Annotated in this window: 20 protein-coding genes; 12 read left to right on the top strand and 8 right to left on the bottom strand. The window is 66.6% G+C overall.

The genetic code is table 11. The features are described from left to right. Window positions 1–127: 127 nt before the first annotated feature. Together QXZ94_RS06595 and QXZ94_RS06590 are read left to right on the top strand one after the other, a co-directional pair. The gene (locus tag QXZ94_RS06595; RefSeq protein WP_315719729.1) at window positions 128–1,408 is read left to right on the top strand and encodes an MFS transporter; all 1,281 of its coding nucleotides are present in this window, start codon (window positions 128–130) and stop codon (window positions 1,406–1,408) included. Window positions 1,409–1,430: 22 nt separating this feature from the next. Next, a complete protein-coding gene (locus tag QXZ94_RS06590; protein ID WP_315719728.1) occupies window positions 1,431–2,687 on the top strand; it encodes an arsenic transporter in 1,257 nt (418 codons plus the stop codon). 14 nt (window positions 2,688–2,701) lie between these two features. On the opposite strand, the gene QXZ94_RS06585 is transcribed toward QXZ94_RS06590, so the two are convergent. Further along, window positions 2,702–3,193 carry a ferritin-like domain-containing protein gene (locus QXZ94_RS06585; RefSeq protein WP_315719727.1) on the bottom strand — a complete coding sequence of 164 codons (492 nt, stop codon included), beginning with the start codon at window positions 3,191–3,193 and terminating at the stop codon, window positions 2,702–2,704. A gap of 207 nt (window positions 3,194–3,400) precedes the next feature. Between QXZ94_RS06585 and QXZ94_RS06580 the strand changes: the two genes are divergently transcribed. Then, window positions 3,401–5,257, top strand: a complete 1,857-nt coding sequence (locus QXZ94_RS06580) for an alkaline phosphatase family protein (protein WP_315719726.1) — start codon at window positions 3,401–3,403, stop codon at window positions 5,255–5,257. Between the two features lie 341 nt (window positions 5,258–5,598). Here the strand turns inward: QXZ94_RS06580 and QXZ94_RS06575 are convergent, their stop codons facing one another. Both QXZ94_RS06575 and QXZ94_RS06570 read right to left on the bottom strand, forming a co-directional pair. Further along, window positions 5,599–6,723, bottom strand: coding sequence for a S1C family serine protease (locus QXZ94_RS06575; protein WP_315719725.1), 1,125 nt, complete (start codon window positions 6,721–6,723; stop codon window positions 5,599–5,601). Window positions 6,724–6,893: 170 nt separating this feature from the next. Further along, complete coding sequence (locus tag QXZ94_RS06570; protein ID WP_315719724.1) at window positions 6,894–7,457, bottom strand: hypothetical protein; 564 nt, start codon at window positions 7,455–7,457, stop codon at window positions 6,894–6,896. A gap of 366 nt (window positions 7,458–7,823) precedes the next feature. On the opposite strand from QXZ94_RS06570, the gene QXZ94_RS06565 reads away from it, so the two are divergent. Then, complete coding sequence (locus QXZ94_RS06565; RefSeq protein WP_315719723.1) at window positions 7,824–8,483, top strand: peroxiredoxin; 660 nt, start codon at window positions 7,824–7,826, stop codon at window positions 8,481–8,483. A 108-nt stretch (window positions 8,484–8,591) separates the two neighbouring features. On the opposite strand, the gene QXZ94_RS06560 is transcribed toward QXZ94_RS06565, so the two are convergent. The 3 genes from QXZ94_RS06560 to QXZ94_RS06550 form a co-directional block, all read right to left on the bottom strand. After that, window positions 8,592–8,993, bottom strand: a complete 402-nt coding sequence (locus tag QXZ94_RS06560; RefSeq protein WP_315719722.1) for a DUF2177 family protein — start codon at window positions 8,991–8,993, stop codon at window positions 8,592–8,594. Between the two features lie 56 nt (window positions 8,994–9,049). Continuing rightward, complete coding sequence (locus QXZ94_RS06555) at window positions 9,050–11,050, bottom strand: DEAD/DEAH box helicase (RefSeq protein ID WP_315719721.1); 2,001 nt, start codon at window positions 11,048–11,050, stop codon at window positions 9,050–9,052. Between the two features lie 104 nt (window positions 11,051–11,154). Next, complete coding sequence (locus QXZ94_RS06550) at window positions 11,155–11,664, bottom strand: Spy/CpxP family protein refolding chaperone (protein WP_315719720.1); 510 nt, start codon at window positions 11,662–11,664, stop codon at window positions 11,155–11,157. Window positions 11,665–11,773: 109 nt separating this feature from the next. On the opposite strand from QXZ94_RS06550, the gene QXZ94_RS06545 reads away from it, so the two are divergent. The 6 genes from QXZ94_RS06545 to QXZ94_RS06520 all read left to right on the top strand — a co-directional run bounded on the left by QXZ94_RS06545 (window position 11,774) and on the right by QXZ94_RS06520 (window position 20,578). After that, window positions 11,774–12,250: a DUF6789 family protein gene (locus QXZ94_RS06545; RefSeq protein ID WP_315719719.1), complete on the top strand. Its 477-nt coding sequence runs from the start codon at window positions 11,774–11,776 to the stop codon at window positions 12,248–12,250. Between the two features lie 861 nt (window positions 12,251–13,111). Then, window positions 13,112–15,196, top strand: coding sequence for a hydantoinase/oxoprolinase family protein (locus QXZ94_RS06540; protein WP_315719718.1), 2,085 nt, complete (start codon window positions 13,112–13,114; stop codon window positions 15,194–15,196). A 2-nt stretch (window positions 15,197–15,198) separates the two neighbouring features. Next, window positions 15,199–16,854, top strand: a complete 1,656-nt coding sequence (locus tag QXZ94_RS06535) for a hydantoinase B/oxoprolinase family protein (protein ID WP_315719717.1) — start codon at window positions 15,199–15,201, stop codon at window positions 16,852–16,854. Window positions 16,855–17,234: 380 nt separating this feature from the next. Beyond that, entirely contained in the window at window positions 17,235–18,236 is a 1,002-nt protein-coding gene (locus QXZ94_RS06530; protein ID WP_315719716.1) for a TRAP transporter substrate-binding protein, read from the top strand. Continuing rightward, window positions 18,229–18,834: a TRAP transporter small permease gene (locus QXZ94_RS06525; RefSeq protein WP_315719715.1), complete on the top strand. Its 606-nt coding sequence runs from the start codon at window positions 18,229–18,231 to the stop codon at window positions 18,832–18,834. The genes QXZ94_RS06530 and QXZ94_RS06525 overlap by 8 nt, the downstream gene beginning before the upstream one ends. 439 nt (window positions 18,835–19,273) lie before the next feature. Further along, a complete protein-coding gene (locus QXZ94_RS06520) occupies window positions 19,274–20,578 on the top strand; it encodes a TRAP transporter large permease subunit (protein ID WP_315719714.1) in 1,305 nt (434 codons plus the stop codon). Window positions 20,579–20,836: 258 nt separating this feature from the next. Here the strand turns inward: QXZ94_RS06520 and QXZ94_RS06515 are convergent, their stop codons facing one another. Next, window positions 20,837–22,540, bottom strand: a complete 1,704-nt coding sequence (locus QXZ94_RS06515) for a Cache 3/Cache 2 fusion domain-containing protein (protein ID WP_315719713.1) — start codon at window positions 22,538–22,540, stop codon at window positions 20,837–20,839. A gap of 123 nt (window positions 22,541–22,663) precedes the next feature. Between QXZ94_RS06515 and QXZ94_RS06510 the strand changes: the two genes are divergently transcribed. Both QXZ94_RS06510 and QXZ94_RS06505 read left to right on the top strand, forming a co-directional pair. After that, the gene (locus QXZ94_RS06510; RefSeq protein WP_315719712.1) at window positions 22,664–24,109 is read left to right on the top strand and encodes a deoxyribodipyrimidine photo-lyase; all 1,446 of its coding nucleotides are present in this window, start codon (window positions 22,664–22,666) and stop codon (window positions 24,107–24,109) included. A 70-nt stretch (window positions 24,110–24,179) separates the two neighbouring features. Further along, window positions 24,180–24,473 (top strand): histone, encoded by a 294-nt coding sequence (locus QXZ94_RS06505; RefSeq protein WP_315719711.1) that lies wholly within the window; start codon window positions 24,180–24,182, stop codon window positions 24,471–24,473. 171 nt (window positions 24,474–24,644) lie between these two features. Here the strand turns inward: QXZ94_RS06505 and QXZ94_RS06500 are convergent, their stop codons facing one another. After that, window positions 24,645–25,088, bottom strand: coding sequence for a hypothetical protein (locus QXZ94_RS06500; protein ID WP_172108421.1), 444 nt, complete (start codon window positions 25,086–25,088; stop codon window positions 24,645–24,647). Window positions 25,089–25,095: the final 7 nt, after the last annotated feature.

Here is a 25,095-nt window from a genome sequence, read left to right as displayed (position 1 = left end):
CCCGGGCCTGGTCTTCGGGCCCTCATGTTGTGCATGGCAAGCGGCGGCGAGCGTCTCGCGCCGGCGGCCGTCACGGAACCAAGTCCCGTGCACGGATGTTGCGCTTGCTCACGCGCAACGAGGCGGCATGACCGGAGTCAAACCCAGCAAGGATCTCGTTCATGCGAGCCGTGCGCTCGACGCCGCCAATTTCTTCCTGGCGGACGTGCGCGACGGCCTCGGCCCCTATCTCGCGATCTACCTGCTCACCGAGCAGAAATGGGACGAGGCCTCGATCGGCGCCGTGATGTCCTTGGCGACGATCGCGGGCATCGTCGCCCAGACGCCGGCCGGCGCGCTGGTCGATGCTGTCAGGGCCAAACGCATAATCATGATCGCGGCTGCGATCGTCGTCACGGCAGCGTCATTGGCACTGCCGCTGATGTCGAGCTTCTGGCCGGTCGCGATCTCACAGAGTGTCGCCAACGGCGCCGGCGTGATCTTCGCGCCGGCCATCGCCGCCGTGTCGCTCGGAATTGTCGGCGCCAGGGCGTTCACAGCCCGTGTCGGGCGCAACGAGACTTTCAACCACGCCGGCAATGCGGTCGGCGCCGTGATCGCCGGCGCTGCCGCCTATGCGCTGGGACCGTCAGCCGTGTTCTACCTGATGGCGGTCACCTCCGCCGGCAGCCTCATCAGCGTGCTCGCGATTCCCGAGCGCGCCATCGATCATGACGTCGCCCGCGGCCTGTCGCACCAGAAAGAAGGCGCCGCCCGCGACCAAGGCGATCAGCCGTCCGGTCTCGGCATTCTCCTGACCTGCCGTCCACTCCTCATCTTCGCGATCTGCGTCGCGCTGTTTCACCTCGCCAATGCGGCGATGCTGCCGCTGGTCGGCCAGAAGCTGGCGTTGCAGGACAAGAATCTCGGCACCAGCCTGATGTCGGCCTGCATCGCCGCGGCGCAGCTGGTCATGGTGCCGATGGCGCTGCTGGTCGGGGCGCGCGCCGACCGCTGGGGCCACAAGCGATTCTTCCTGGCGGCCCTGCTGATCCTGCCGCTGCGCGCCGTGCTCTACACGCTCTCGGACGACAAGGCCTGGCTGGTTGCCGTGCAATTGCTCGACGGCGTCGGCGCCGGCATCTTCGGTGCCATCATGCCGGTCATCGTCGCCGACCTGATGCGCGGCACCGGCCGCTTCAACGTCGCGCAGGGCGCCGTCATCACCGCGCAAAGCATTGGGGCTGCGCTGTCGACCGCACTCGCCGGCCTCGTCGTGGTCCATGGCGGCTACAGCGCCGCATTCCTTGCGCTCGGCGCGACGGCGGCCCTCGCCGTGATCGTGTGCTGGCTGCTGCTGCCGGAGACGGGCGGCACCGAGGCCTCGCAGCCCAACGCGGTCCCCTCGCCCGCTATCCCCGCCAAATGATTTGTTCTATCGATCCCCGATCATGCTCCCACACCCGACCTTCGTCGCCTACGCCATCATCATCCTCGCCACCGCCGGCGTCATCATCCGCCCGTTCCGCCTGCCCGAAGCGATCTGGGCCGTCACCGGCGCGGTGCTGCTGGTCGCGCTCGGTCTGCTGCCGGCGGCCGACGCGCTCGCCGGCATCCGCAAGGGCGTCGACGTCTATCTGTTCCTGATCGGCATGATGCTGATCGCCGAGCTCGCCCGCCGCGAGGGCCTGTTCGACTATCTCGCCGCCTACGCCGTGGAGCACGCCCGCGGCTCGCCGCAGCTCCTGTTCCTGCTGGTCTACGCGGTCGGCACGCTGGTCACCGTGCTGCTGTCCAACGACGCCACCGCCATCGTGCTGACGCCTGCCGTCTACGCCGCGACGCGCGCGGCCGGCGCCTCGCCGCTGCCCTATCTCTACGTCTGTGCCTTCATCGCGAATGCCGCGAGCTTCGTGCTGCCGATCTCCAACCCGGCTAACCTCGTCGTGTTCGGCGAGCGCATGCCGCATCTGACCGAATGGCTGCGCCAATTCACCCTGCCCTCGATGGCCGCGATCGCCCTCACCTATGTCGCGCTGTGGCTGACGCAGCGCCACGCCCTGCGCGACGAGCAGTTGCGCACCGATGTCGAGAAGCCGCATCTGAGCCGTGAAGGCCGGCTTGCAGCGTTCGGCATCATCGCCATCGCAGCCGTGCTGCTGACGGCGTCTGCGCTCGACGTCCAGCTCGGCCTGCCGACCTTCGTCTGCGGCGTGGTCACCGCGGCCGCGATCCTCGTGGTCAGCCGGCAGTCGCCCTTGCCGATCCTCAAGGGCGTGTCCTGGGGCGTGCTGCCACTGGTCGGCGGGCTGTTCGTGATGGTCGAGGGCTTGAGCCGGCTGGGCGCGATCGGCCAGTTCAGCGCCTGGCTCCACCAGGGCGTCGGTCACTCACCGGCGGGAACGGCCTGGGCCTCGGGCGTGATCACGGCGGTCGCCGACAACATCGCCAACAATCTGCCGGTCGGCCTGGTCGCGGGCTCGGTTGCGGCCAGTGATCACCTGCCGCACGAGGTCATCCGAGCGATCCTGATCGGCGTCGATCTCGGCCCCAACATCTCCGTCACCGGCTCGCTCGCGACCATCCTTTGGCTGACCGCGCTGCGGCGCGAAAAGATCGAGGTGTCGGCCTGGCAGTTTCTCAAGATCGGACTTGTGGCAACGCCGCCAGCGCTGATTGCAGCACTGGCGGCGGCCATCCTCGGATAGAACGAAGGTCGCGATCAGGCCGCGGCTTCGTAGTTCACCGCGGTCTCAGCGATCTTGGTCAGCGACTCGTCGGTCTTCTTCTCCTCGTTGAGGGTCTGGTCGAGCAGCTTGGCCACCTTTGGCAGGTTGAGCTTCAGGGCCCATGCCTTGAGGGTCCCGTAACGCGACATTTCGTAGTGCTCGACGGCTTGCGCTGCGGCGAGCAGACCGGCGTCGAGCGCCTGCGTGCCCTTGTACTCGTCCATGATCTCCTTGCCCTCGTCGATGATGCCCTCGATGGCGTCGCACTTCTTGCCGCGGGCCGGCTTGCCGAGCATTTCGAACACCTGCTCCAGGCGCTCGATCTGGCCCTCGGTCTCATCGTGGTGCTTCAGGAAGGCAGCCTGCAGCTTCTCGGACTGCGCCGCCTTGGCCATCTTGGGCAGGGTCTTCAAAATCTGCTTCTCGGCGTAATAGATGTCCTTGAGAGTATCGAGAAAAAGTTCGTTCAGATCTTTATCGGCCATGGTGGTTCGCTCCAGTGAGTGTTGTGTCGCTTCAACTGAAAAGCCACATGGGGGTTCCTGCCACTGGCTACCGCCGAACGAAAATCCTGTCCGGAGCGGCGTCGGCGGCGCGCGAGCCCCTTGTAACAAAGCCGTCACGCGGCAAAACTAAAGCTCTCGCCTGCGGCGAGACGCCGCGATTCCGCCGATTGCTTTCAGGAGTTTTCAATGCGCCGCCCGCTCGTGCTGCTGTGCGCCGGACTGACCCTTTTGTCGTCCAGCGCCGCATTTTCGCAGAACGCCACGCCCCGTAACCTCATTCTCTTCATTCCCGACGGCCTGCGCGCGGCGAAGGTGACGCCGGAAACGGCGCCGGCCATGGCCGCCGTCCGCGACAAGGGCGTCAACTTCAAGAACTCTCACTCGCTGTTTCCGACCTTCACCATGGCCAACGGCTCGGCCATGGCGACCGGTCATTATCTCGGCGACACCGGCACGTTTTCGAACACGATCTTCACCGGCTACACCTCGGTCCCCGCCGGCGACACCGTCGTGCCCTTCATCGAGAACGACGCCGTGCTCGGCGACATCGACGAGCATTTCAATGGCGACTACCTCAATGAGGACACGGTCCTGAAGCTCGCGCGCAAGGCCGGTTATTCGACCGCGGCGATCGGCAAGCTCGGCCCGACCTACCTGTTCGACCACACCGGCTGCCCCTGCAAGCCGGGCGCGTCCTCCTCGATCGTGATCGACGATTCCACCGGCAACAAGAACGGCGTGCCCATCACCGACGAGGTCAAGGACGCCATGACCAAGGCGGGCCTCGCGCTGGCGACGCCGTCGCGCGGCGACAATGGCAAGGCGGGCGACGCGAAGACGCCCGGCACCACATCCGCCAACGTCCCGCAGCAGGCCTACATGGTCGACGTCGCCACCAAGGTGGTGCTGCCGATGTTCAAGGCGCGCAACAAGCCGTTCGTTCTGGTATTCTGGTCGCGCGATCCGGACGGCAGCCAGCACAATCACGGCGACAGCCTGAATACCATCACCCCCGGCATCAACGGCCCGACCTCGATGGCCGGCATCAAGAATGCCGACGACAATCTCGCCGCGCTGCGCAAGGCGCTCGACGATCTCGGCCTTTCCGCCTCGACCAACATCATGGTGCAGGCCGACCACGGCTTCTCGACCATCTCCAAGGAGAGCAAGACCTCGCCCTCGGCCAAGGTCGGCTATGACGACACTCCGAAGGATTTCCTGCCGATGGGCTTCCTGGCGCTCGACCTCGCCAAGGCGCTCGACCTGCCGCTGTTCGATCCCAACGACAAGAACGCCGCCGTGCCCGCCGGCAAGCATCCGAAGGCCGGCAACGGCGTGCTCGGCAAGGACCCGACCAAGCCGGACCTCGTCGTCGCTACCAATGGCGGCTCCGACCTGATCTATCTGCCGAACAACGACAGGAAGCTCGCCCGCCGTGCCGTGAAGGCGCTGCTGGAACAGGACTACGTCTCCGGCATCTTCGTCGACGACAAGCTCGGCGAGATCCCCGGCACGTTGCCGCTGTCGGTCGTCAATCTCGACGGCAAGGCCGTGACGCCGCATCCGGCGATCGTCGTCAACTTCCGCTCCTACGTGGCGCCGGGGTGCGACGTGCCCAGCAACTGCTCGGTCGAAGTCGCCGACACCGTGCTGCGCCAGGGCCAGGGCATGCACGGCTCGTTCAGCCGCGGCGACACCTACAACTTCATGGCCGCCATCGGTCCCGACTTCAAGGCGGGCTTTGTCGATCCCCTGCCCGTCAGCAACGCCGACGTCGGCATCACAGCGGCCAAGCTGCTGGACCTCAAGGTCGCGCCGAAGGGCAAGCTCATCGGCCGCGTCATGACCGAGGCGATGCCGAACGGCGCGACGCCGAAGGCGACCTCCGACGTGATCAAGTCGGACCCCGCCGCCGGCGGCCTGCGCACCGTGCTGAAGCTGCAGCGCGTCGGCGCCCAGCGCTATTTCGACGCCGCCGGCTTCCCCGGCCGCACGGTGGGGCTGGACGACGCGGCGCCGAAGCAGAAGGCGGCGGCGAAGTAGTCGGCCCGTTGCGTTTTATGACATGACGAGAGTGCCCCGCGAAAGCGGGGCACTCTTGTTTTGAGAAGCACGCAAACTCCCTCCTCTCGTCATTCCGGGGCACGCGCAGCGTGAGCCCGGAATCCATAACCACGAGCGGCTGTGAAACGAAGGCAGATGCCACAGCCATCTCGCGCGACACGCCCGCCTGTGGCGATGGATTCCGGGCTCGCGCTGCGCGCGCCCCGGAATGACAAGTGACGAGATCGCGTGACGGGTTGAGCGAAGCGACTCGCGGGGAGACTTCCTTTGCAGACCGCTTCGTTCTCGGGCGCGGTCATCGCTGCCTGGGCGCGAATCCCTCACCGCGCCACGTCGAGCGTCGCCCGGACCTCGATTGTCTTGCCGCCGCGGAGTACGCGCAGCACGACGCGATCGCCCGGGTTCTTGCTCTCCAGCGCCCGCGTCATGTCGTCAGGTGAATCAACCGCTTGCCCGTCGATTGCCAGCACCACGTCCCCCAGCGCGAAGCCGCCATCGCGCGTCAGCCGCGCCGGGATCAGCCCGGCCTTCTCGGCCGCGGAGTCCTGCTCGACATCGAGCACGAACACGCCGGAGACGCCGAGCCGCGAGGCCAGCGCCTCGTTGGCCTTCGCATCCGTCCTGATCCCCAAACTCGGGCTGACATAGCGGCCGCTCGCGATCAGGCGCGGCACGATGCGGTTGACCTTGTCAACGGGCACGGCGAATCCGATGCCCGCTGACGCGCCCGACGGGCTGTAGATCGCAGTGTTCACCCCGATCAGGCGCCCCGCGCTGTCGAGCAATGGCCCACCGGAATTGCCGGGATTGATCGCGGCATCGGTCTGGATCAGGCCGTTCAAGGTCCGCTCCTGCGTGACCTGCAGGTTGCGGTTCAGCGCCGAGACGATGCCCGTGGTTAGCGTGCTGCTGAGACCAAAGGGATTGCCGATTGCGAACACCTTCTGCCCGACCTTGAGGTCGGCGCTGGTGCCGACCGGCAGCGGCTTCGGCCGGTCGACGCCGACGCCGATCACCAGCACCGCGAGATCATTTTCCGGGCTGGCGCCGACCAGCGCCGCGCGAAACGACCGCCCGTCGGTCAGGCTGACCAGCGCCTCGGTGGCGCCCTCGATCACGTGATAGTTGGTGACGATGTGGCCGAGCTCGTCCCACACGAAGCCCGAGCCGGTACCGGAGCGCTCCTGCTGCGCATTGCCGGTCCACGGGTTGACGGATTGTTGAACCGTCGTGATGAATACCACCGAGCCGCTGCGGCTCTCGAACAGCGCGATCGTGCTCTTCTCGTCGGCGGCGAGATCGCCGCGCGGCGTGATGTCGCGCGGCTTGGCGCGCAGGCCGAGCAGTTCGGCCTGGATCAGCGGGAAGCTCTGCCAGGCCATCATGAGCAGCAGCGCCGTCGCCGCCACCGCCAGCAGGCGCGCGGGAAAGCTCCATCGGCTCATGTCGACATCTCCGTGCTCGATCCCATCACCACCGATCTATTGACCGGCAGGCGCGCATCATCAAGAGGCTGGGCATCGGGACGCAACGCGATGGATCGACAAAAGAAAAGAGCGCGATGAAATCATCGCGCTCTTCGAAATCTCTCGACCTGAGTGCGGCGCCGTGCGCCTTACATCCCGATATCGATCATCGACGGCAGCTGCGCCAGCGGCAGCACAGAGACGCCGACCAGCGTCGCGACCATCGCGCGCAGCGCGCGATTGCCGTGGTGCTTGCCGCGCATGCGCTTGGCGACCCATTCCAGCGCATCGGTGCGAACGCCGCGCGCATTCATCGGCGCCCAGCTCTCGATCGCCGTCTCCGGCGACAGCGCCACGCTGCGCGGCGGCACCGGCAGGCCGGAGGCGGACGCGGTGTGATGCGCGATCGCCTTGGCGAGCAGATCCTCGAAGCGGCCGTCATCCTTGCGCTCGGTCGCCGCGGCGTCGATCTCGAACAGCGCCTCGGCCTCGGCGCGGCTGACGGGCGTGTCGTTGATCGCGGCTGATGTCAGGATACGCGCGCACCAGGCGGCGTCCTCGGCGTCGAGCATGCGGGAGAAATGCACGCGGCCTGCGGTGGTCGGACCCTCGCCGGTGATCACGCCGTCGCGCACGATGCCGAGCGCCGAGGCGGCGGTTTCACAACAGGACGGTTGGAGACCATCGATGGTTTTTGGTGCAGAGGAAGCCATGTTCTCTTCTCAGTTGCTGTGTTGACCCACCTTGTCGGTCCGCGTCTGAACGAGTGGTTAATGGTTCGAGACGGCGTTGTGGGTTTTTGTATCGGTTGCTCTTTTGCCGCAGTGACCTCGATCACGGTTCAAAGCGGCCTGTCGCGAGGGCCGGCGTGTTGCGACCGAGACGTGGCGAAATCTGGGCAACCGGTAGTCTCACGGATGTTTCGCCGCAGGCGCGGTCCTCAAAAGAAGTTGTTGCGCGCGAGGGCTGCGGGAGAACGATGTTCTCTTTTTTCTGGAACGGTTCCCATGGAAGGCGGTATTTCCTATAGTCGATAGAACGTTTTATGCCGCCCCGTTCCAAATCACGTGAGGACTGCCATGGCTCTTCAGATCGGCTCCACCGCGCCCGACTTCGAGGCTGACACCACCGAAGGCAAGATCAAATTCCACGATTGGATCGGCGACAGCTGGGCGCTGCTGTTCTCGCACCCCAAGGATTTCACGCCGGTCTGCACCACCGAGCTCGGCGCCCTCGCCCGGCTGAAGCCGGAGTTCGACAAGCGCGGCGTCAAGCTGATGGGCCTGTCGGTCGACCCGGTCGACAAGCATGCGCAATGGTCGGAGGACATCCGCGAGACGCAGGGCGCGGCGCCGAACTATCCGATGATCGGCGACACCGACTACAACGTGTCCAAGCTCTACGACATGCTGCCGGCCGCCGTGTCCGGCGATCCGGCCAAGCGCACCGCAGCCGACAACCTGACTGTCCGCAACGTGTTCATCATCGGGCCCGACAAGAAGATCAAGCTGATCCTGGTCTATCCGATGACGACGGGTCGCAACTTCCAGGAAATTCTCCGCGTCGTCGACTCGCTGCAGCTCACCGCCAAGCACCGCGTCGCCACCCCCGCCGACTGGAAGCAGGGCGAGGACGTCATCATCGCGGGCTCCGTGTCGGACGACGAGGCCAAGACGATCTATCCGGACGGCTGGAAGGCGCCGAAGCCGTATCTGCGGGTGGTGCCGCAGCCGAAGTGATAGCGGCACACAGGGCTTGCCAACGTCATGCCGGGACGCCTCGCAGGGGGCGGCCCCGGAATCTCAGGATTCCGGGTTCGCGCTACGCGCGCCCGGAATGACTGCCAATTACCCCCGCGGCGTGACCCAGTCCGCGATCAGCAGCCCGGCCGTCGCCGACACCGCGGTCACGAACACGCCCCAGCTGATGTCGACCGCGACCACCGTCCAGGTCCACTGCTTGAGCATCGCGAGCGAGGTCAGCTCGAAGGTCGCGTAACAAAAAAGGCCGAACAGCGCGCCGTAGAGCAGGGTCGACCGCCAGGTGGCGTCGGCAGTGCCGTTCACGAAGATCAGCACGCCGGCGATATAGATCAGGTAGAACAGCACGGCCGGAACGGGGCGGACCTCGCCGAGCATCTCGCCGACCTGCGACTGGAAGAAGCCCTTGGCGACGATGGCGAGGAACGGGATGTCGAAGCCGAGCAGCACGGCCAGGGTGGCGAAATACAGGACGGCATAGCGGCTCAAGGACGGCTCCTTCACTCTTCACTCACCGACCCAACGCCGCCGATCGACAGATGCGATCAGCCGCGGCGTTTGGTCTTGGGCTTCTTGCCACCCGGCGCCTTCGACCGCGGGCTGTGAGAAGGAAACGACTGTCCGCCGCGGCTGGACTTGTCGTCATGCTTCTTTTTCTTCGTGAAGGCCTGCGCATGACCGGACTTCAATGGAGCGTCGCGGTGCGCCCGGCCGCGCGGCGAAGCCTCCTTGTCACGGCGGGGTTCGTCGCGATGCAGCGGATGATACGCGGTCTCCTCGGTCTTTCGCCGCGGTTCGGCATCGCGCCGCGGCGCGCGCTTCTCCGGGCGCGGCTTGTCCGAGGTCCCCTGCTCCGTTGGCGCCGCGCCGAGCGGCTCGATGCGGATGGTGTCCTCCTTGTCGGGACGGCGGATGTTGGCGGCGAAGCTGTCCGCGACGCGCGCGGCGATCTCGAACTCGGTCGTGGTGTCGGAGATCTTGATCGCGCCGATGTCCTGCTTGTCGATGCCGCCGCGGCGGCAGATCATCGGCAGCAGCCAGCGCGCCTCGGCGTTCTTGCGGCGCCCGATCGCGGCGCGGAACCACACGCTGGGCTCGCCCATGCCGTGGCGCGACGGCTTGCCGCCCTTGGTTCGCGGCGCCGGCGCGCGACCGTCATCCCGCGCGGCGGTGTCGCGCGCATTGCGGGCGACGGGGTCGCGGCCACGCTCGGCACGCCCGCGGCCGCGATCCTCGACGGCATCGAGGATGTCCTCCGGCGACGGCAGCCGGGCGCGATAGAGCCGCGCCAGCGCGGCGGCGATGTCCTCGGCCGGCCGTTGCGCGAGCAGGATCTGCGCGAGCGCCAGATCATCCGCCGTCGTCTCTTCGGTGAAGATCGAATCCTGCAGCATGCGCTGCTGATCGAGCTTGCGGATCTCGTCCGCCTGCGGCGCCGTGCCCCAGACGGCCTCGACGCCCGCGAGGCTCAACAGCATCTCCGCGCGGCGCCGCCGCGCCGGCGGCACCAGGAGCACGCTGACGCCCTTGCGCCCGGCCCGCCCGGTGCGCCCCGAGCGATGCTGCATCACCTCGGGATCGTTCGGCAGCTCGGCATGGATGACGAGATCGAGATTGGCGAGATCGATGCCACGCGCCGCGACGTCGGTCGCGACGCAGACCCGCGAGCGGCCGTCGCGCAGCGATTGCAGCGCCGTGGTCCGCTCGTTCTGCGTCAACTCGCCCGACAGCGCGACCACCGAGAAGCCGCGCTCCAGCAGCGCCGCCTGCAGATGCCGGACGGCCTCGCGGGTGTTGCAGAACACGATCGCACTCGGCGATTCGTAGAAGCGCAGCAGATTGACCACCGCGTGCTCGGCATCCCCAGGCGCGATACGGATGGCGCGATACTCGATGTCGGCGTGGCCGCCCTCGTCGCCCTCGACCTCGATCCGGAACGCGTCGTTCTGATACTCCTTGGCCAGCGCCACGATGCCGCGCGGGAACGTCGCCGAGAACAACAGCGTCCGACGGGTCTCGGGCGTGGTCTCGAGGATGAATTCCAGATCCTCGCGAAAGCCGAGATTGAGCATCTCGTCGGCCTCGTCGAGCACCAGGGCCTTCAATTCCGAGATGTCGAGACGGCTGCGGCGGAGATGATCGCACAGCCGCCCGGGCGTGCCGACGACGATATGCGCCCCCGCCTCCAGCTCGCGCTGCTCGCGGCGCGGATCCATGCCGCCGACACAGGAGATCACCCGCGCGCCGGCATGTTGATACAGCCAGGCAAGCTCGCGCTGCACCTGCAGCGCCAATTCACGCGTCGGCGCCACGATCAGCGCCAGCGGCGCCGCGGCCGGGCCGAAGCGCTCGGCCTCGCCCAGCAGGTCGGCCGCCATCGCCAGCCCATAGGCCACGGTCTTCCCCGAGCCGGTCTGCGCCGACACCAAGAGGTCGCGGTCGACCGCCTCGTCCGCCAGCACGGCCAGCTGAACGGGAGTGGGCGTTTCAAAATTGCGTTCGGCCAGCGCGCGGGCCAGCGGCGGAGAAGTCACGGGAAAGGACAACTGGGGGAAAACCTCGTTTCGAGTCCGGCTGCTTTACGCCATGCCGGGCCGGAACACGAGGGCCGTGAACGCCCAATTGCCCCCCGCTCAGCGTGCGGAGCCGATTACTCCTCGCTCCAGGGCCAGTGCCAGTGATGCCAGCCCCAGTTGCGCGGCCCGCTGGCGTCCATGGCCGCCTTCTGCTTGTCGTCGAGCGAATCGTACAGCGCCTGGAACGCCGGCCGGACCAGCTTGATCGCCTGCTGCATGGCGTCCAGGCGCTGCTCCGCGAGCGCGAGACGTTCGGTGGCCCTGGTGGGAAACGCCGTCGGACAGTCCTTGGTGATCAGCTCGGCCGCCTTGGCCGAGGCCGTCTTGAGATCGTCGAGCCTGGCCCGCTGCGTCTCGTTCGGCTTGATCGCGCTCTCGATCTGCGACAGGCGCCATTCGGCAAACCCGGCCATGCGCGGATTGCAGAGAAAACCGAAGCCCCGCCCGCCCATCATGCCGGGCCCCATCATCATGCCCGGGCCCCAGCCCGGCGGTCCGCCTGCGCCAGGCTGGGCGAAGGACGGTGCGACGGTCGCCGCCATGACTGCGGCGGCCAGGATCAACGCGCGTGGATCTGCTCGCATGGTGGAACTCCCTTGACGTGGCATCAATGAGTTCGTGCAAACTAACCGGGCAGCGAACGCAGCTGATTGAGCAGGATCAACGGAACCGTCATCGGGGCGAGGTGACGCGATGCAAACGCAACGCAGCTTCCGCTGGGTCTGGTCGTCGATCGCGGCATCGGGCTGCGGGACGCTGGCGCATATGGGGCTGATGCAGCTCAAGGCCGCGCTGCACCTGCTGCCGCAATTCGATCCGTCGTCCGCGCTGCTCGACACGCTCCTGCCACTGCTTGACGTAACGCATCTGCAGGCGCCGCTGTGGCTGCTTTCGCAGCTCAACGGCGCCTTCCTGATCGGCCTGCTGTTCGGACACTTCTTCCACCGCCTGCCGGGACGCAGCGGTCTCGCCAAAGGGTTTCTGCTCGGCCTTGCCGCCTGGGCAATGCTTGGGATCGCGCTGTTTCCGGCCATCGGCCTCGGGCCGTTCGGCCTGTCGCTCGGCCTCGGCGCAGGCCCGGCATTGTTCTCACTGGCCATGATCGAGGCCTACAGCCTGGTTCTCGGCGTCGTCTACGCGGCCCTGCAGAGACCGCCTCGGGAAAATTGAGCCTCCGCGTGCGAGGCAATTCTCCCGCCGACGGCCCGGCGAGACTTCGATAAACCAGAAAATTTTTCTTTCGTCTTTCCGGAATTCGTGTATGATCCGCGTCGTCCTGCCCCCTGCAGAGGGACGTACGCGTCGTCACGAACGTCGGGGCGGGATGCGGTGCCGCAGGTCATGCCGGATGCGCGCGATGCGCAGACGACTGGCACGATTGCGGACGTGAAGTCGCAGCGTTCTGATACCCCGATGCTGGTATCCCCCGCGCAATGCGCAAGCATTGTCGCGGCATGGCGGCCAACAAGCCCGGCGCGCCAGGGAGACTGCGTATAAGCGTGAAGACACCGCGCAGGGAATGCCGGATGTTCGGCTGAACCTGTGGTACCTGCCGCCTGCATTTTTTTCGCAGGCGGGCCATGGGTGAGGCCTTCACCCGGCATTCCCTGCGCCCTCTCGTTTTGTGTGAGGGTGAACTGACTGCAGAACTCGGGCTGATCAGGCCGCGAGAATGCGAATGCGCGTCTGCCAAGCTCGTTCAACACATACGCTGTCATTCCGGGGCGGCGCGAAGCGACGAGCCCGGAATCCATAACCACGATCGGGAGTATGGATTCCGGGCTCGCCCTCCGGGCGCCCCGGAATGACGGTGTGGAAACATCGTACATCTCACATGGCTGGCTTCGCGCAACAGCATGAGGATGGAGCAAGCAACGGTCGCATGTCGATCAGCAAGGTTGAGCCCGCACGACATCGCGACCTCTAATCCGCATCGCAAAATCGCAGAGCAGCAACACACATCTCTGCTGGCGCAATGGCATGGGACTTGCTCAAATCGCACATCAATTCGTCGCTTGCGGAGATGACCGAATGCTTGAAGGAGCCGAAGTCCGGCTGGCCGTCGATATCGGCGGCACGTTCACCGATATCGTTCTCGACATCGGCGATCACCGTCGCACACGCAAGGTGCTGACGACGCCGACACAGCCGGAGCAGGCCGTGCTGGACGGGACGCGCCTGATTCTCGCCGATGCAAAGGCCCGCATCTCCGACATCGACGTCTTCATTCACGGCACCACGCTCGCGACCAACGCCATCATCGAGCGACGCGGCGCGAAGACGGCGCTGATCGCGACGTCAGGCTTCCGCGATGTTCTGGATATTGGAACTGAGAGCCGCTACGACCAGTATGATCTCTCGATCGACAAGCCGAAGCCGCTGGTCCCGCGCGACCTTCGCTTCACCGTGCCGGAGCGCGTCGATGCTCATGGCGACGTCAGACTGCCGCTCGATGAAGCGGCCGTGCGTTCGCTGGTGCCGCTGCTGCGCGCGCAGAATGTCGCCAGCGTCGCCATCGCCTTCCTGCACGCCTATGCCAATCCGACCCATGAGCGTCGCGCGGCGGAGATCCTGGCCGAAGAGATGCCGGACGTCTCGATCACGGTCTCCTCGGCGGTCTGTCCCGAAATCCGGGAATATGAGCGCACCTCGACCGCGGTGGCCAACGCCTATGTGCAGCCTCTGATGGACAGCTATCTCGCCCGCATGGAGCAGGCACTCCAGGTCGAGCAGTTCCGCGGCGCGATCTATCTCGTCACCTCGGGCGGTGGCGTGACGTCGATCGCCACGGCGCGCCGGTTTCCGGTGCGGCTCGTCGAATCCGGCCCCGCCGGCGGCGCGATCTTCGCCGGCCAGATCGCCGCACGGCTCGGCGAGCGCAAGGTGCTGTCGTTCGACATGGGCGGCACCACCGCCAAGATATGCCTCATCGAGGACTTCGAGCCGGAAAGCTCGCGCGTGTTCGAGGTCGATCGCGCCGCGCGCTTCCTGAAAGGCTCGGGCCTGCCGGTGCGCATTCCCGTCATCGAGATGGTCGAGATCGGCGCCGGCGGCGGCTCGATCGCGCGCATCGATGCGATGAAGCGCGTCACCGTCGGTCCCGAGAGCGCCTCGTCCGAGCCGGGCCCGGCGTGCTATGGCCGCGGCGGCCAGCATCCGGCGGTCACCGATTCCGATGTCGCGCTCGGCATGATCGATCCCGACGCCTTCGCGGGCGGCACCATCAAGCTCGATCCTGAGTTGTCGAAACAGGCCCTGCTCCGCGACGTCGGCGCGCCGCTCGGCCTCGATGCCGAGACCGCGGCCTATGCCGTGCACGAGGTCGTCTGCGAGAACATGGCGAGCGCCGCGCGCGTTCACGCCGTCGAACGCGGCGCGATCATCGGCCAGCACACGCTGATCGCATTCGGCGGCGCTGCGCCGCTGCACGCCGCCCGCGTCGCCGAGAAGATCGGCGTCGCCAGGGTCATCGTGCCATCGAATGCCGGCGTCGGCTCGGCCGTCGGCTTCCTTGCCGCGCCGATCGCCTATGAGCTGGTACGCAGCCGCCACGCGCGGCTGGATGACTTCGACACCGCGCTCGTCTCCGGCCTGTTGCAGGAGATGGCCGATGAGGCCCGTGCCCTCGTCGAGCCCGGCGCGGCCGGTGCGCCGGTGCGCGAGCGCCGCGCGGCGTTCATGCGCTATGTCGGCCAGGGCCACGAGATCAGCGTCGAGCTGCCGAACCGCGCACTGACCGCGGAGGACCTCCCTGCCCTACGCAAGACCTTCGAGGCCGGCTATGCTGCGTTGTTCGAGCGCGCCATTCCGGGTGCCGCGATCGAAGTGCTGAGCTGGTCGGTGCTGGCGACGACGGACGCGCGCCAGCCGACCGCCGTCGCCGAGATCACGCGCAAGCCCGCCGGCGCGGCTTCGGGCCACCGCAAATTCTTCGACGGCCGCGCCGGCCGCTTCGTCGAGATCCCGCTGTATCGCCGCGAGCAGATGGCGCCCGGCGCGGTCATCGCAGGCCCCGCCGTGATCGCCGAGGACGAGACCTCGACCTTCATCTCCAACAGCTTCGACGCGCATATCGACGGTGCCGGCAGCATCGTCATGGAACGGAAGGCGGCCTAGCCATGAGCGCATCACAAACCAGCCTGATCGACCTGCAGATCATGTGGCACCGGCTGATCGCCGTGGTCGAGGAGCAGGCCCAGGTGCTGCTGCGCACCGCCTTCAGCCCGATCGTGCGCGAATGCGGCGATCTCTCCGCCGGCGTGTTCGACCTCAAGGGCCGCATGCTGGCGCAGGCCGTCACCGGCACGCCGGGCCACGTCAACTCGATGGCCGAGTCGGTGAAGCACTTCATCACGCATTTCCCGCTTCAGACGATGAAGCCAGGCGATGCCTACATCACAAACGATCCCTGGATGGGCACCGGCCATCTCAACGACTTCGTCGTCACCACGCCCTGCTTCAAGGACGGCCAGCCGGTCGCTTTGTTCTCCTGCACCAGCCATCTGATGGACATCGGCGGCATCGGCTTCGGCCCCGATGGCACCGACGTCTTCATGGAGGGCCTCTACATCCCGATGCTCAAGCTGATCGACCAGGGCGTCGTCAATGAGACCTTGATGGCGATGATCCGCGCCAATACGCGGCTGCCGGTCGACACCGAAGGCGACACCTACTCGCTCGCCGCCTGCAACGATGTCGGCTGCCAGCGCCTGGTGGAGATGATGCGCGAGTTCGGCATCTCATCGCTCGATGAGCTCGGCAACTATGTCTGCGACCGCTCGCGCGAGGCCGTGCTGGCGGAGATCGCCAAGCTGCCGAAGGGCACCTGGCGCAACGAAATGGTGGTCGACGGCTACGACGCGCCGGTGACGCTCAAGGCCGCGCTGACGATCAGCGATGACGGCATTCACGTCGATTTCGACGGCACGTCGACAGCCTCGAAGTTCGGCATCAACGTGCCGCTGTCCTACACCACCGCCTACACCGTGTTCGGCCTTGGCTGCGTCGTCGCCTCCGCGATCCCCAACAATGCCGGGTCGCTGTCGCCGCTGACCGTGTCGGCGCCCTCGGGCGCGATCCTGAATGCGCCGAAACCCGCGCCGGTCGCCTCGCGTCACGTGATCGGCCAGATGCTCCCCGACGTCGTGTTCGGCTGCCTGCGCCAGATCATCCCGGAGCGCGTACCGGCCGAAGGCACGTCCTGCCTGTGGAATCTCAATGTCCGCGGCCAGACCCGGTCGGGCGCCGGCGGCAATTACGGGTTCTCGATGGCGGTGACCTCGAACGGCGGCACCGGCGCGCGCTTCGACAAGGACGGGCTCTCGGCGACGGCCTATCCGAGCGGCGTGCGCGGCACGCCGGTCGAGATCGCGGAGACGCAGACGCCGCTGATCTTCTGGCGCAAGGAGCTGCGCCCGGACTCCGGCGGCGCCGGCCGCACCCGCGGCGGCCTCGGCCAGATCATCGAGGTCGGCAGCGGCGTCGACGCGCCGTTCGACATCCTCGCCGCCTTCGACCGCATCGACCACCCGCCCCGCGGCCGCGACGGCGGCCACAATGGCGAGGCCGGCTATGTCGGGCTCGCCTCGGGCAAGAAGCTGCGCGGCAAGGGATTCCAGACCGTCCCGCCGGACGATCGCTTGGTGGTGCTGACACCGGGTGGCGCGGGCATCGGCGATCCCCGCGCACGTGCAGCGGAGCTGGTGCAGAGCGACGTCGAGAGCGGGCTGGTGTCGGCGGACAACGCGGCGAAGGTCTATGGGCATGGACTGTGAGCAACTCGTACGCGCCGAACGCCAGACGCTTCGCAAGCCCAGGAGTCCGTTCGTGAGATCATCTCTCCCAGTCCTCGTGGGAGGAAGGCGCGCAACTGTTACTCCTCACCCTGAGGAGCTCGCCGAAGGCGAGCGTCTCGAAGGGCGAGGCCCGGACTTGGGCCTCATGGTTCGAGACGCGTCGCAAGGGCGACGCTCCTCACCATGAGGGTCAAGAGCCGAGATCGGCACTGCAAACCTGACCATGAACACACCGAAAGGCATGTTGATGGACAGGGTCGACATTCGAGACCGGCGCCGCACGTGAGAGGCGGCCGCAACTCTGCCTACCTCACTGCATCCTTTAAACTCGATAGCTCAGCAACGAAGCGGAGACCCTCATGATCACGCGACGCACATTCACCACCGGAGCAGCCTCCCTGCTCGCCGCGACCCAGGTCTCGACGCGCGCCCGCGCGGCCACGACCAACTGGGACATGTCTACCGTCTGGCCGGACGGCAACTTTCACACCCAGAATGCGATGGCCTTCGCCGAGGAGGTGAAGAAGCAGACCAATGGCGCCGTCAACATCACGGTGAAGGCCGGCGGCCAGCTCGGCTTCAAGGGCCCCGAGCATCTGCGCGCGGTGCGCGACGGCCTCGTGCCGCTCGCGGACGTGCTCAACATCCAGCAGGTCGGCGACGAGCCGTTCATGGGCGTCGAGAGCATCCCGTTCCTGGCCGGCTCGATGGATGAGCTCAAGGTGCTGCACAGATATGTCCGGCCGGAATACGAGAAGATCGCCGCGCGCAACAACCAGAAGATCCTCTACATCGTACCGTGGCCGACGCAGTACCTGCATCTCAAGGTCAAGACGACGGACGTCGCGGGCTTGAAGAACATCAAGATCCGCGTACCCGACAAGAACGCCGTCGACATGCTCAACGCCATCGGCATGGCCGCGGTCATGATCCCCTGGGGCGAAACCATTCCGGCATTGGCCTCCGGCGCGGTCGCCGGCGTATCGACCTCGTCGGTGTCGGGTGTCGACGGCAAGTTCTGGGAATTCCTCAAATACGTCTACCCGACCAACCATGTGTGGTCGTCGCAGATGCTCAATGTGAACCTCGACTCGTGGAAGGCACTGACGCCGGAGCAGCAAAAGACCGTCAGCGACATCGCCGCCAGGATGGAGCCGGCCTTCTGGGCCAACTCGCTGAAAGCCGACGTCGACAGCCTCAACCGCCTGAAGGAGGGCGGCATGGAGGTGGTGCCGGTCTCGGACGCGATGATGACGGAGATCCGCGCCAAGACCGCGCCGCAGATGGAGGCCTTCCTCAAGCGCGTGCCGGCCGCCGAAGCGCCGGTGAAGGCCTATCTCGCCGAGATGAAGCGTGGCTGAGGCCGCCGTGGAGCCGTCGCCGGGCGATCGGGCGAGCCTCAATGCAGCGGCGCCCGCGCCGCTGCGCATCCTGCTCGACGTCATCGACCGGCTCGGCCGGCTCGATGGCTGGATCGGCGGCGGCTGTCTGTTGCTCCTGACAGCCCTGATGCTGGCGGAGGTGACGACGCGGGCGCTGTCGAACGTGCTGCCGTTCTTCCCGCCGACGATCTCGATCGCCTGGGAATACTCGTCCTATCTGATGGCCGCCTCGTTCACCTTCGGCGCCGCGATGACCTTGCGGGTCGGCGGCCACATCCGCGTGGTGCTGCTGCTGAAGAACGTGCCCGCCCCGCTGCAGCGCGCGCTCGAGGTGCTGGCGGCCGCCGCCGGCTTCGCCTTCATGGCCTTCCTGACCTCGGCGATGACGAAGTTCGCCTTCGGCTCCTTCATCCGCGGCCAGGTCTCGACCTCCAGCGACACCCCGCTGTGGTTTCCGCAGGCCGTCGTCACCTTCGGCATGCTGCTTCTCACGCTGCAATTTCTGGCGCGGGCGATTCAGGCTGCGTTGGGCTTGCCGCTGGAGGACCACCGCATGAAGGCGTCGCCGGTCGAATGAGGAGACGGGCTTATATCGCGACGATCAGTTCACGGCGGGCAGCGGGCGCCGAGGTACGTAGTTCGTGCCTGAGATTTTCCAGTTATAACCGAGCCCTCGCCCCGCAAACGGTGCGCCCCCTCTCCCCGTCCTTACGGGGAGAGGGTCGGGGTGAGGGGCAACCGCACGGGAAGTGTGCTCGGATAGACCTGTACCCACTCGAACAATCCTGCCGATTAGTTACTCCGTCATGCCCGGGCCTGTCCCGGGCATCCACGTCGTTCTCAGGATGCCGGACGACGTGGATGGCCGGGACAGGCCCGGCCATGACGCCTTGGAAGCAGGCGAGCTCAAAAACTCGATCGTCAAACGTCGTGCCCGCTTCGCACATATGGGGTCCCCACCCCGGCCCCTCTTCCGCCCTCCCGCCCGCCTCTCTCACCGCGGACTCCCCCTCCCCATGACCATCGAAGTCATCGCTCTGTTCGTCATCCTGTTCGCGCTGCTGGCCGGCGGCCTGTGGATCGGGCTCACGCTCGCCTTCACCGCGACTCTGCTGCTGGCGATGTTTCGCTCGATTCCGCTCGACAAGCTGCTCCCGCAATACGCCTGGAACATCCTGACCACCCAGGAGCTGCTGGCGCTGCCGCTGTTCATCCTGATGGGCGAGCTGTTGTTCCGCACCCGCCTGTCGCGCTCGCTGTTCCAAGGCCTCGCGCCCTGGGCCGGCCTGCTCCCTGGCCGCCTGCTCCACGTCAACGTCATCGGCTGCACCATCTTCGCCGCGATCTCCGGCTCGTCAGCCGCCACCACGCAGGTGATCGGCCGGATGTCGCTCAACGAACTGCTCCGCCGCGGCTATTCGCGCGACATCGCGATCGGCTCGCTCGCGGGCGCCGGCACGCTCGGCTTCCTGATCCCGCCGTCCAACATCATGATCATCTACGGCGTGCTCGGCGACGTTTCTATTCTGAAGCTCTTTACGGCCGGCGTGCTGCCCGGCCTGCTGCTCGCCGGCACCTTCATGGGCTGGGTGATGCTACACACCACGCTGAAGCCTGCAATGGTGCCGAAGGCCGAGACGCAGCTTTCACAGGTGCCGTGGGCCGAGCGCTTCGCGGCTCTGAAGGACCTCGCGCCCGCCCTGTTCTTGATCGCCTGCGTGCTCGGCTCGATGTATGGCGGCCTCGCCACGCCGTCGGAGGCCGCCGCGGTCGGCGTGCTCGGCGCAGCGCTGGTGGCGTATTTCCAGGGTGCGCTATCGCAGCAGGTCATCCGCGACGTCATGATCGGCTCGGTCATCACCTGCTCGATGATCGCGCTGATCGTGCTCGGCGCCTCGATCCTTGGCAACGCCGCAGCCTTCCTCGGCATCCCCCAGGCGGTGGCCGCCTTCGTCAAGGGCCTCGGCCTGTCGCCGTTCATGCTCATCGTCGTGCTGATCGTGTTCTACCTGATCCTGGGCTGCTTCCTCGACGGCTTCTCGATGATCGTGATGACCCTGCCGATCGTGCTGCCGATCGTGAAGGGCGCCGGCTTCGACGAGGTCTGGTTCGGCATCTTCCTGGTGCTCGCGGTCGAGATGGCCCAGATCACGCCGCCGGTCGGCTTCAACCTGTTCGTGATCCAGGGCCTGACGGAGGACGGCCTCGGCTATATCGCCCGCGTGACCGCCCCCTATCTGACCATCATGGTCGCCTTCGTGCTGCTGCTCACGCTGTTCCCGGGCATCGTGACCATTCTCCCCAGGCTACTCTACGGGTAAACCATGGGATCGAAATGAGCTCTCTCCCCACCGTCATTCCGGGGCATTCGCGCGCAAGACGGCGAAGCCGTCTTGAAGCAGCGCGAATGAGCCCGGAATCCATAACCACGAACGGTCGTGGCGTGGCGTGATGCGAGTGGCGCCGCTCTTCGAACCAACGACCGGTCGTGGTTATGGAATCCGGGCTCGCGCTTCGCGCCCCGGAATGACGAGAGAGCGAGGGTCCGGATGGGTTTCAGCGCCATCCGGCCGGGCAAATCACGCCGCGCGCATCCCGTCGAGGAACTTCTGCACCTCGGCCTTCAGCCGCAGGCTCTCGCCGGACAGCGCCTGCGCCGAGGCAAACATGCGGTTCGAGCTCTCGCCGGTCTCGCCCGCTCCGCGCGCCGCGCTGCGGATGTTGTTGACGACCTCGGCGGTACCGCTCGCCGCCGAGCGGACGCTCTGGGTGATGTTCTGGGTGGCGGCGCGCTGCTGCTCGACCGCCGCCGAGATCGACGCCGCGATGCCGTTGATGCGCTCGATGGTCGAGCCGATCGCCTTGATGGCGTCGACCGATTCCTGCGTCACCGTCTGCATGTTGGCGATCTGGCTGGAGATCTCCTCGGTGGCCTTGGCGGTCTGGCCGGCCAGCGTCTTGACCTCCTGGGCCACCACCGCGAAGCCGCGGCCGGCATCGCCGGCGCGGGCGGCCTCGATGGTGGCGTTGAGCGCCAGCAGGTTGGTCTGCTCGGCGATCGAGGTGATCAGCTTGACGACGTCGCCGATGCGGTTGCCGGCGTCGGAGAGCTCCTTGATGCGCTGGTCGGTCGCGGTCGCCTGGTTGACCGCTTCGGCCGCGATGGCGTTCGACTCCTGCACCCGGCGGATGATCTCGCCGATCGAGCCGGACAACTCGTCGGACGCCGCAGCCGCAGTGCGGACGTGCTCGGACGCGCTTTCAGAAGCACCGGCCGACTGCCCCGACAGATCGGCGGTGGTGCGCGCCGCCTGCGTGAGCTGGCGCGCCTCGCGCTCGAACTCGCTGGACGAGGTCAGCACGTTCTCGATGATACCGCCAATGCTGGCCTGGAACGAATCGACGAAGCGCTGCAACTCGGCCTTGCGCTGCTCGACCGCAGCCGAAGCGGCGGCCGCCTGCTCCTCGCGCATCCGGCGCCGCTCGCCGGCGGCGCTGCGGAACACGACCAGACTGCGCGCGATCTCGCCGATCTCGTCGCCGCGGTCGTCCGACTTGATCTCGGCAGTCTCGCGGCCTTCGGCGATGGCCGTCAACGCCTCGGTCACCGAGGCCAAGGGCCTGGTCACGCGCCGGACGGCCAGCATGGTCAGCCCCAGCACCAGCAGCGCTGCGATGGCAGCGGCGATGCTCATGGTCTGCATGGCCTGCGACAGCATCGCATCGAGCTCGGCCATCGGCACGCCGACATAGAGAATGCCGATCACCTTGCCTGCGGGATTGGTGACGGGGAAATAGGCGGTCATGAACGGCTTGCCGAACAGCGTAGCGGGACCCTTATAGGCCTCGCCACGGCGCAGCAGCACCTGCGCCGGGTGGTCGGCGGCGAGCTGAGTGCCGACGGCGCGGTCGCCGTTCTCCTTCTTCACATTCGTCGAGCGCCGCACGAACTGGCCGCTGTCGTCGACCACGAACAACGTGGCGCTGCCGCCGACATAGGAGACTGCGCGGTCGACGATCGCGTGGTCCTTGACCTCGGGGATCGCCGGGATCTCAATGCGTGTCACCGCTCCGTTCTGCACGCCGATCTTGGCGTCTTTGAAGGTCTCGGCAAAGGTCAGCGCGAAGGTGCGCAGATTGCCTTCGATGTCGCGCTTGGCGCGCTCGTTGAAATCCGAGGTGAGCGACCAGTAAGCCGCTCCGACGACGAGCGCCGTATTGAGCGCGATGACGACGACGGCGCCGATCAGCGCCTTGGTACCCAGCTTCAACTTGAACGACACGTCTTCACCTTCCCAGGACTGCAACCAATTCTCAAACTGCCCGTAGTTGGTTTCAAAGCAGTTATTTTCCGGAGCGTAGAATACCGGAAGCCTCGTCAAAGAACGGCAATCAGATACCCGAGCATGTCATCGAACCCTATCATCGTATGGTTTCGCGAGAGCCTGCGCCTTTCCGACCACCCCGCGTTGTATACCGCAGCGATGTCCGGCAGCCGGGTGGTGTGTAGTTACGTCCACGATCAGGAGAGCCCCGGGATCCGTCCGCTCGGCGGAGCGACGCAATGGTGGCTGGCGCAATCGCTGCGTGCACTTCGCGCAGAGCTCGAGGCGCTCGGCGCCGATCTTGTGATCCGCCGCGGGCCTGCGGCCAAGGTGCTCGGCGAGCTGGCGCGCGAGATCAAGGCCGGCGTGGTGTACTGGAACGACGTCGCCCAGGCCGGTCCGCGCGCCGTGGCCGCGGATGTCGAGGCCTCGCTTGGCGACATCGGCGTCGCGTCACGTGTGTTTGCCGACGACCTGCTGGTCGATCCCGCCGAGCTGCGCGGCAAGGATGGACGCGGCCCGCGCGTGTTCACGCCATTCTGGAAGCGTGTGCTCGCCTTGGGCGCCCCGCCGAAGCCCCTGCCCACCCCCGCCAGGCTCGCCTGCGTGACCGGCGCATCGGGCCTCGCCATCGACGCCCTGGGGCTGGAGCCGACAAAGCCCGACTGGGCGGGCGGACTCCGCACGACGTGGCAGGCCGGCGAGCGCGCAGCGCAGCAGCGCCTGACGCGTTTTCTCGAATCCGCCGTGCACGGCTACGCCAGCGACCGCGATCGTCCCGACATCGAGGCCACCTCGCGGCTATCGCCGCATCTACGGTTCGGCGAGATCAGCCCGCGCCAGATCTGGCACACGGCACGCTTTGCCGCCGAGGAGCGGCCCGCCTGCGCACGCGGCATCGACAAGTTCCTGAGCGAGCTCGGCTGGCGCGAGTTCAGCCGCCACCTGCTCTACAACAATCCCGACCTCGCCACCCGCAACCTGCAGCCATCCTTCGACGCCTTCCCCTGGACGAAGGACGACGCCGCACTCGCTGCGTGGCAGCGCGGGCAGACCGGCTATCCGATCGTCGACGCCGGGATGCGTGAGCTGTGGCACACCGGGAGCATGCACAACCGCGTCCGCATGGTCGCGGCCTCGCTGCTCGTGAAGCACCTCCTGATCGACTGGCGGGCGGGCGAGCAATGGTTCTGGGACACGCTGGTCGACGCCGACCCCGGCAGCAACCCCGCCAGCTGGCAGTGGGTGGCCGGCTCGGGCGCGGATGCCGCACCCTATTTCCGCGTCTTCAATCCCGTGCTGCAGGGCGAGAAGTTCGATGCCAACGGGGCCTATGTGCGGCGCTGGGTTCCTGAGCTGGCGCGCCTCCCCGCCGGGCTGATCCACCAGCCCTGGGCGGCGAAGCCGCTCGAGCTCGCCGAAGCCGGCGTCGCGCTCGGCCGCTCCTACCCGTCGCCGATCGTCGAGCACAAGCACGGGCGCGAGCGCGCGCTGGCGGCCTACGCGAGCTTGCGCACAAGTGATTAGTTGCGCTCGCTTTGACAGCTGAGAGAATCCAGCTATCGTCGTAGGGTTTCCAACAGATCGGGGGACCGATATGGACGACACCACACTGACCGACCCGACCATCGCCGCACCGGGCACGCCGCCCGAGGCCGCGACGGATCCCGTGACCGCCGCCGCGCCGAAGGCGAAGCGGGCTTCCAAGACGTCGGCCAAGAAGACCGCGAAGAAGGCCGCTCCCAAGCGGGCTGCTGCCAAGGCCAAGAAGGTTGCGACCAAGAAGTCGGCCAAGAAGACCGTGAAGAAGGCCGCCAAGAAGACTGCGAAGAAGACGGCCAAGAAGGCCACCAAGAAAGCGGCCAAGAAGACGAAGAAGGCCAAGCGCTGAAGCCGACTGGTTCGGGATGGTAAGGCAGAGGCAATCGCCCATGCTGATGGTCCCGGCGAAACAATCCAGTGCCCGGTAGTGGGGACGATCTGGCGCTGGATTGTTTCGGATGTCGTGGCCGGCCTCAGCTCTTCGCTGCAGTGCGCGAGGCGGCGAGCGGGCAGTTGCGCTTCACCAAGAATCGGGACAGGGATCGACGATCTTCCAGAGATCGACGCCGTTCTTGATCCGCTTCATCTCGGTGGTGAGCCCGCCATTGCGGCGGATCCAGTCCTTCACCGTGTCGGGATAATAGGACATCAGCTCGGATGTCCCCTCGAAGCTGGTGACCTTGATGCCGAAGGTGAAGGCCTTGTCGTAATAGGCCTGATGGAAGCCGAGGCTCGCCTTGGGCGTGACGCAGATCTTGTTGAGCGGGACGAAGCCGAATACGAGCGTACAGGCGGAATTGCAGATGCCGTCGATGATCACGCGCTGCCGCGTGTCCCGGATGTGCTTGTACCTCGCCTTGTACTCCTCAATGTAGCCGCCATGATCCCGCGTGATGTGCAGATCCGCCCGCGCCGGGGTCGCGGCGACCAGGGAAAGCACGACGCATGGGATCAGGCGGTTCATCGATCGG

This window comes from Bradyrhizobium sp. SZCCHNS2022 (assembly GCF_032377575.1).
GTDB lineage: Bacteria > Pseudomonadota > Alphaproteobacteria > Rhizobiales > Xanthobacteraceae > Bradyrhizobium > Bradyrhizobium aeschynomenes.
Note: the sequence above shows the minus strand (reverse complement) of the source record. Positions and strands in the feature narration are given on the sequence as shown.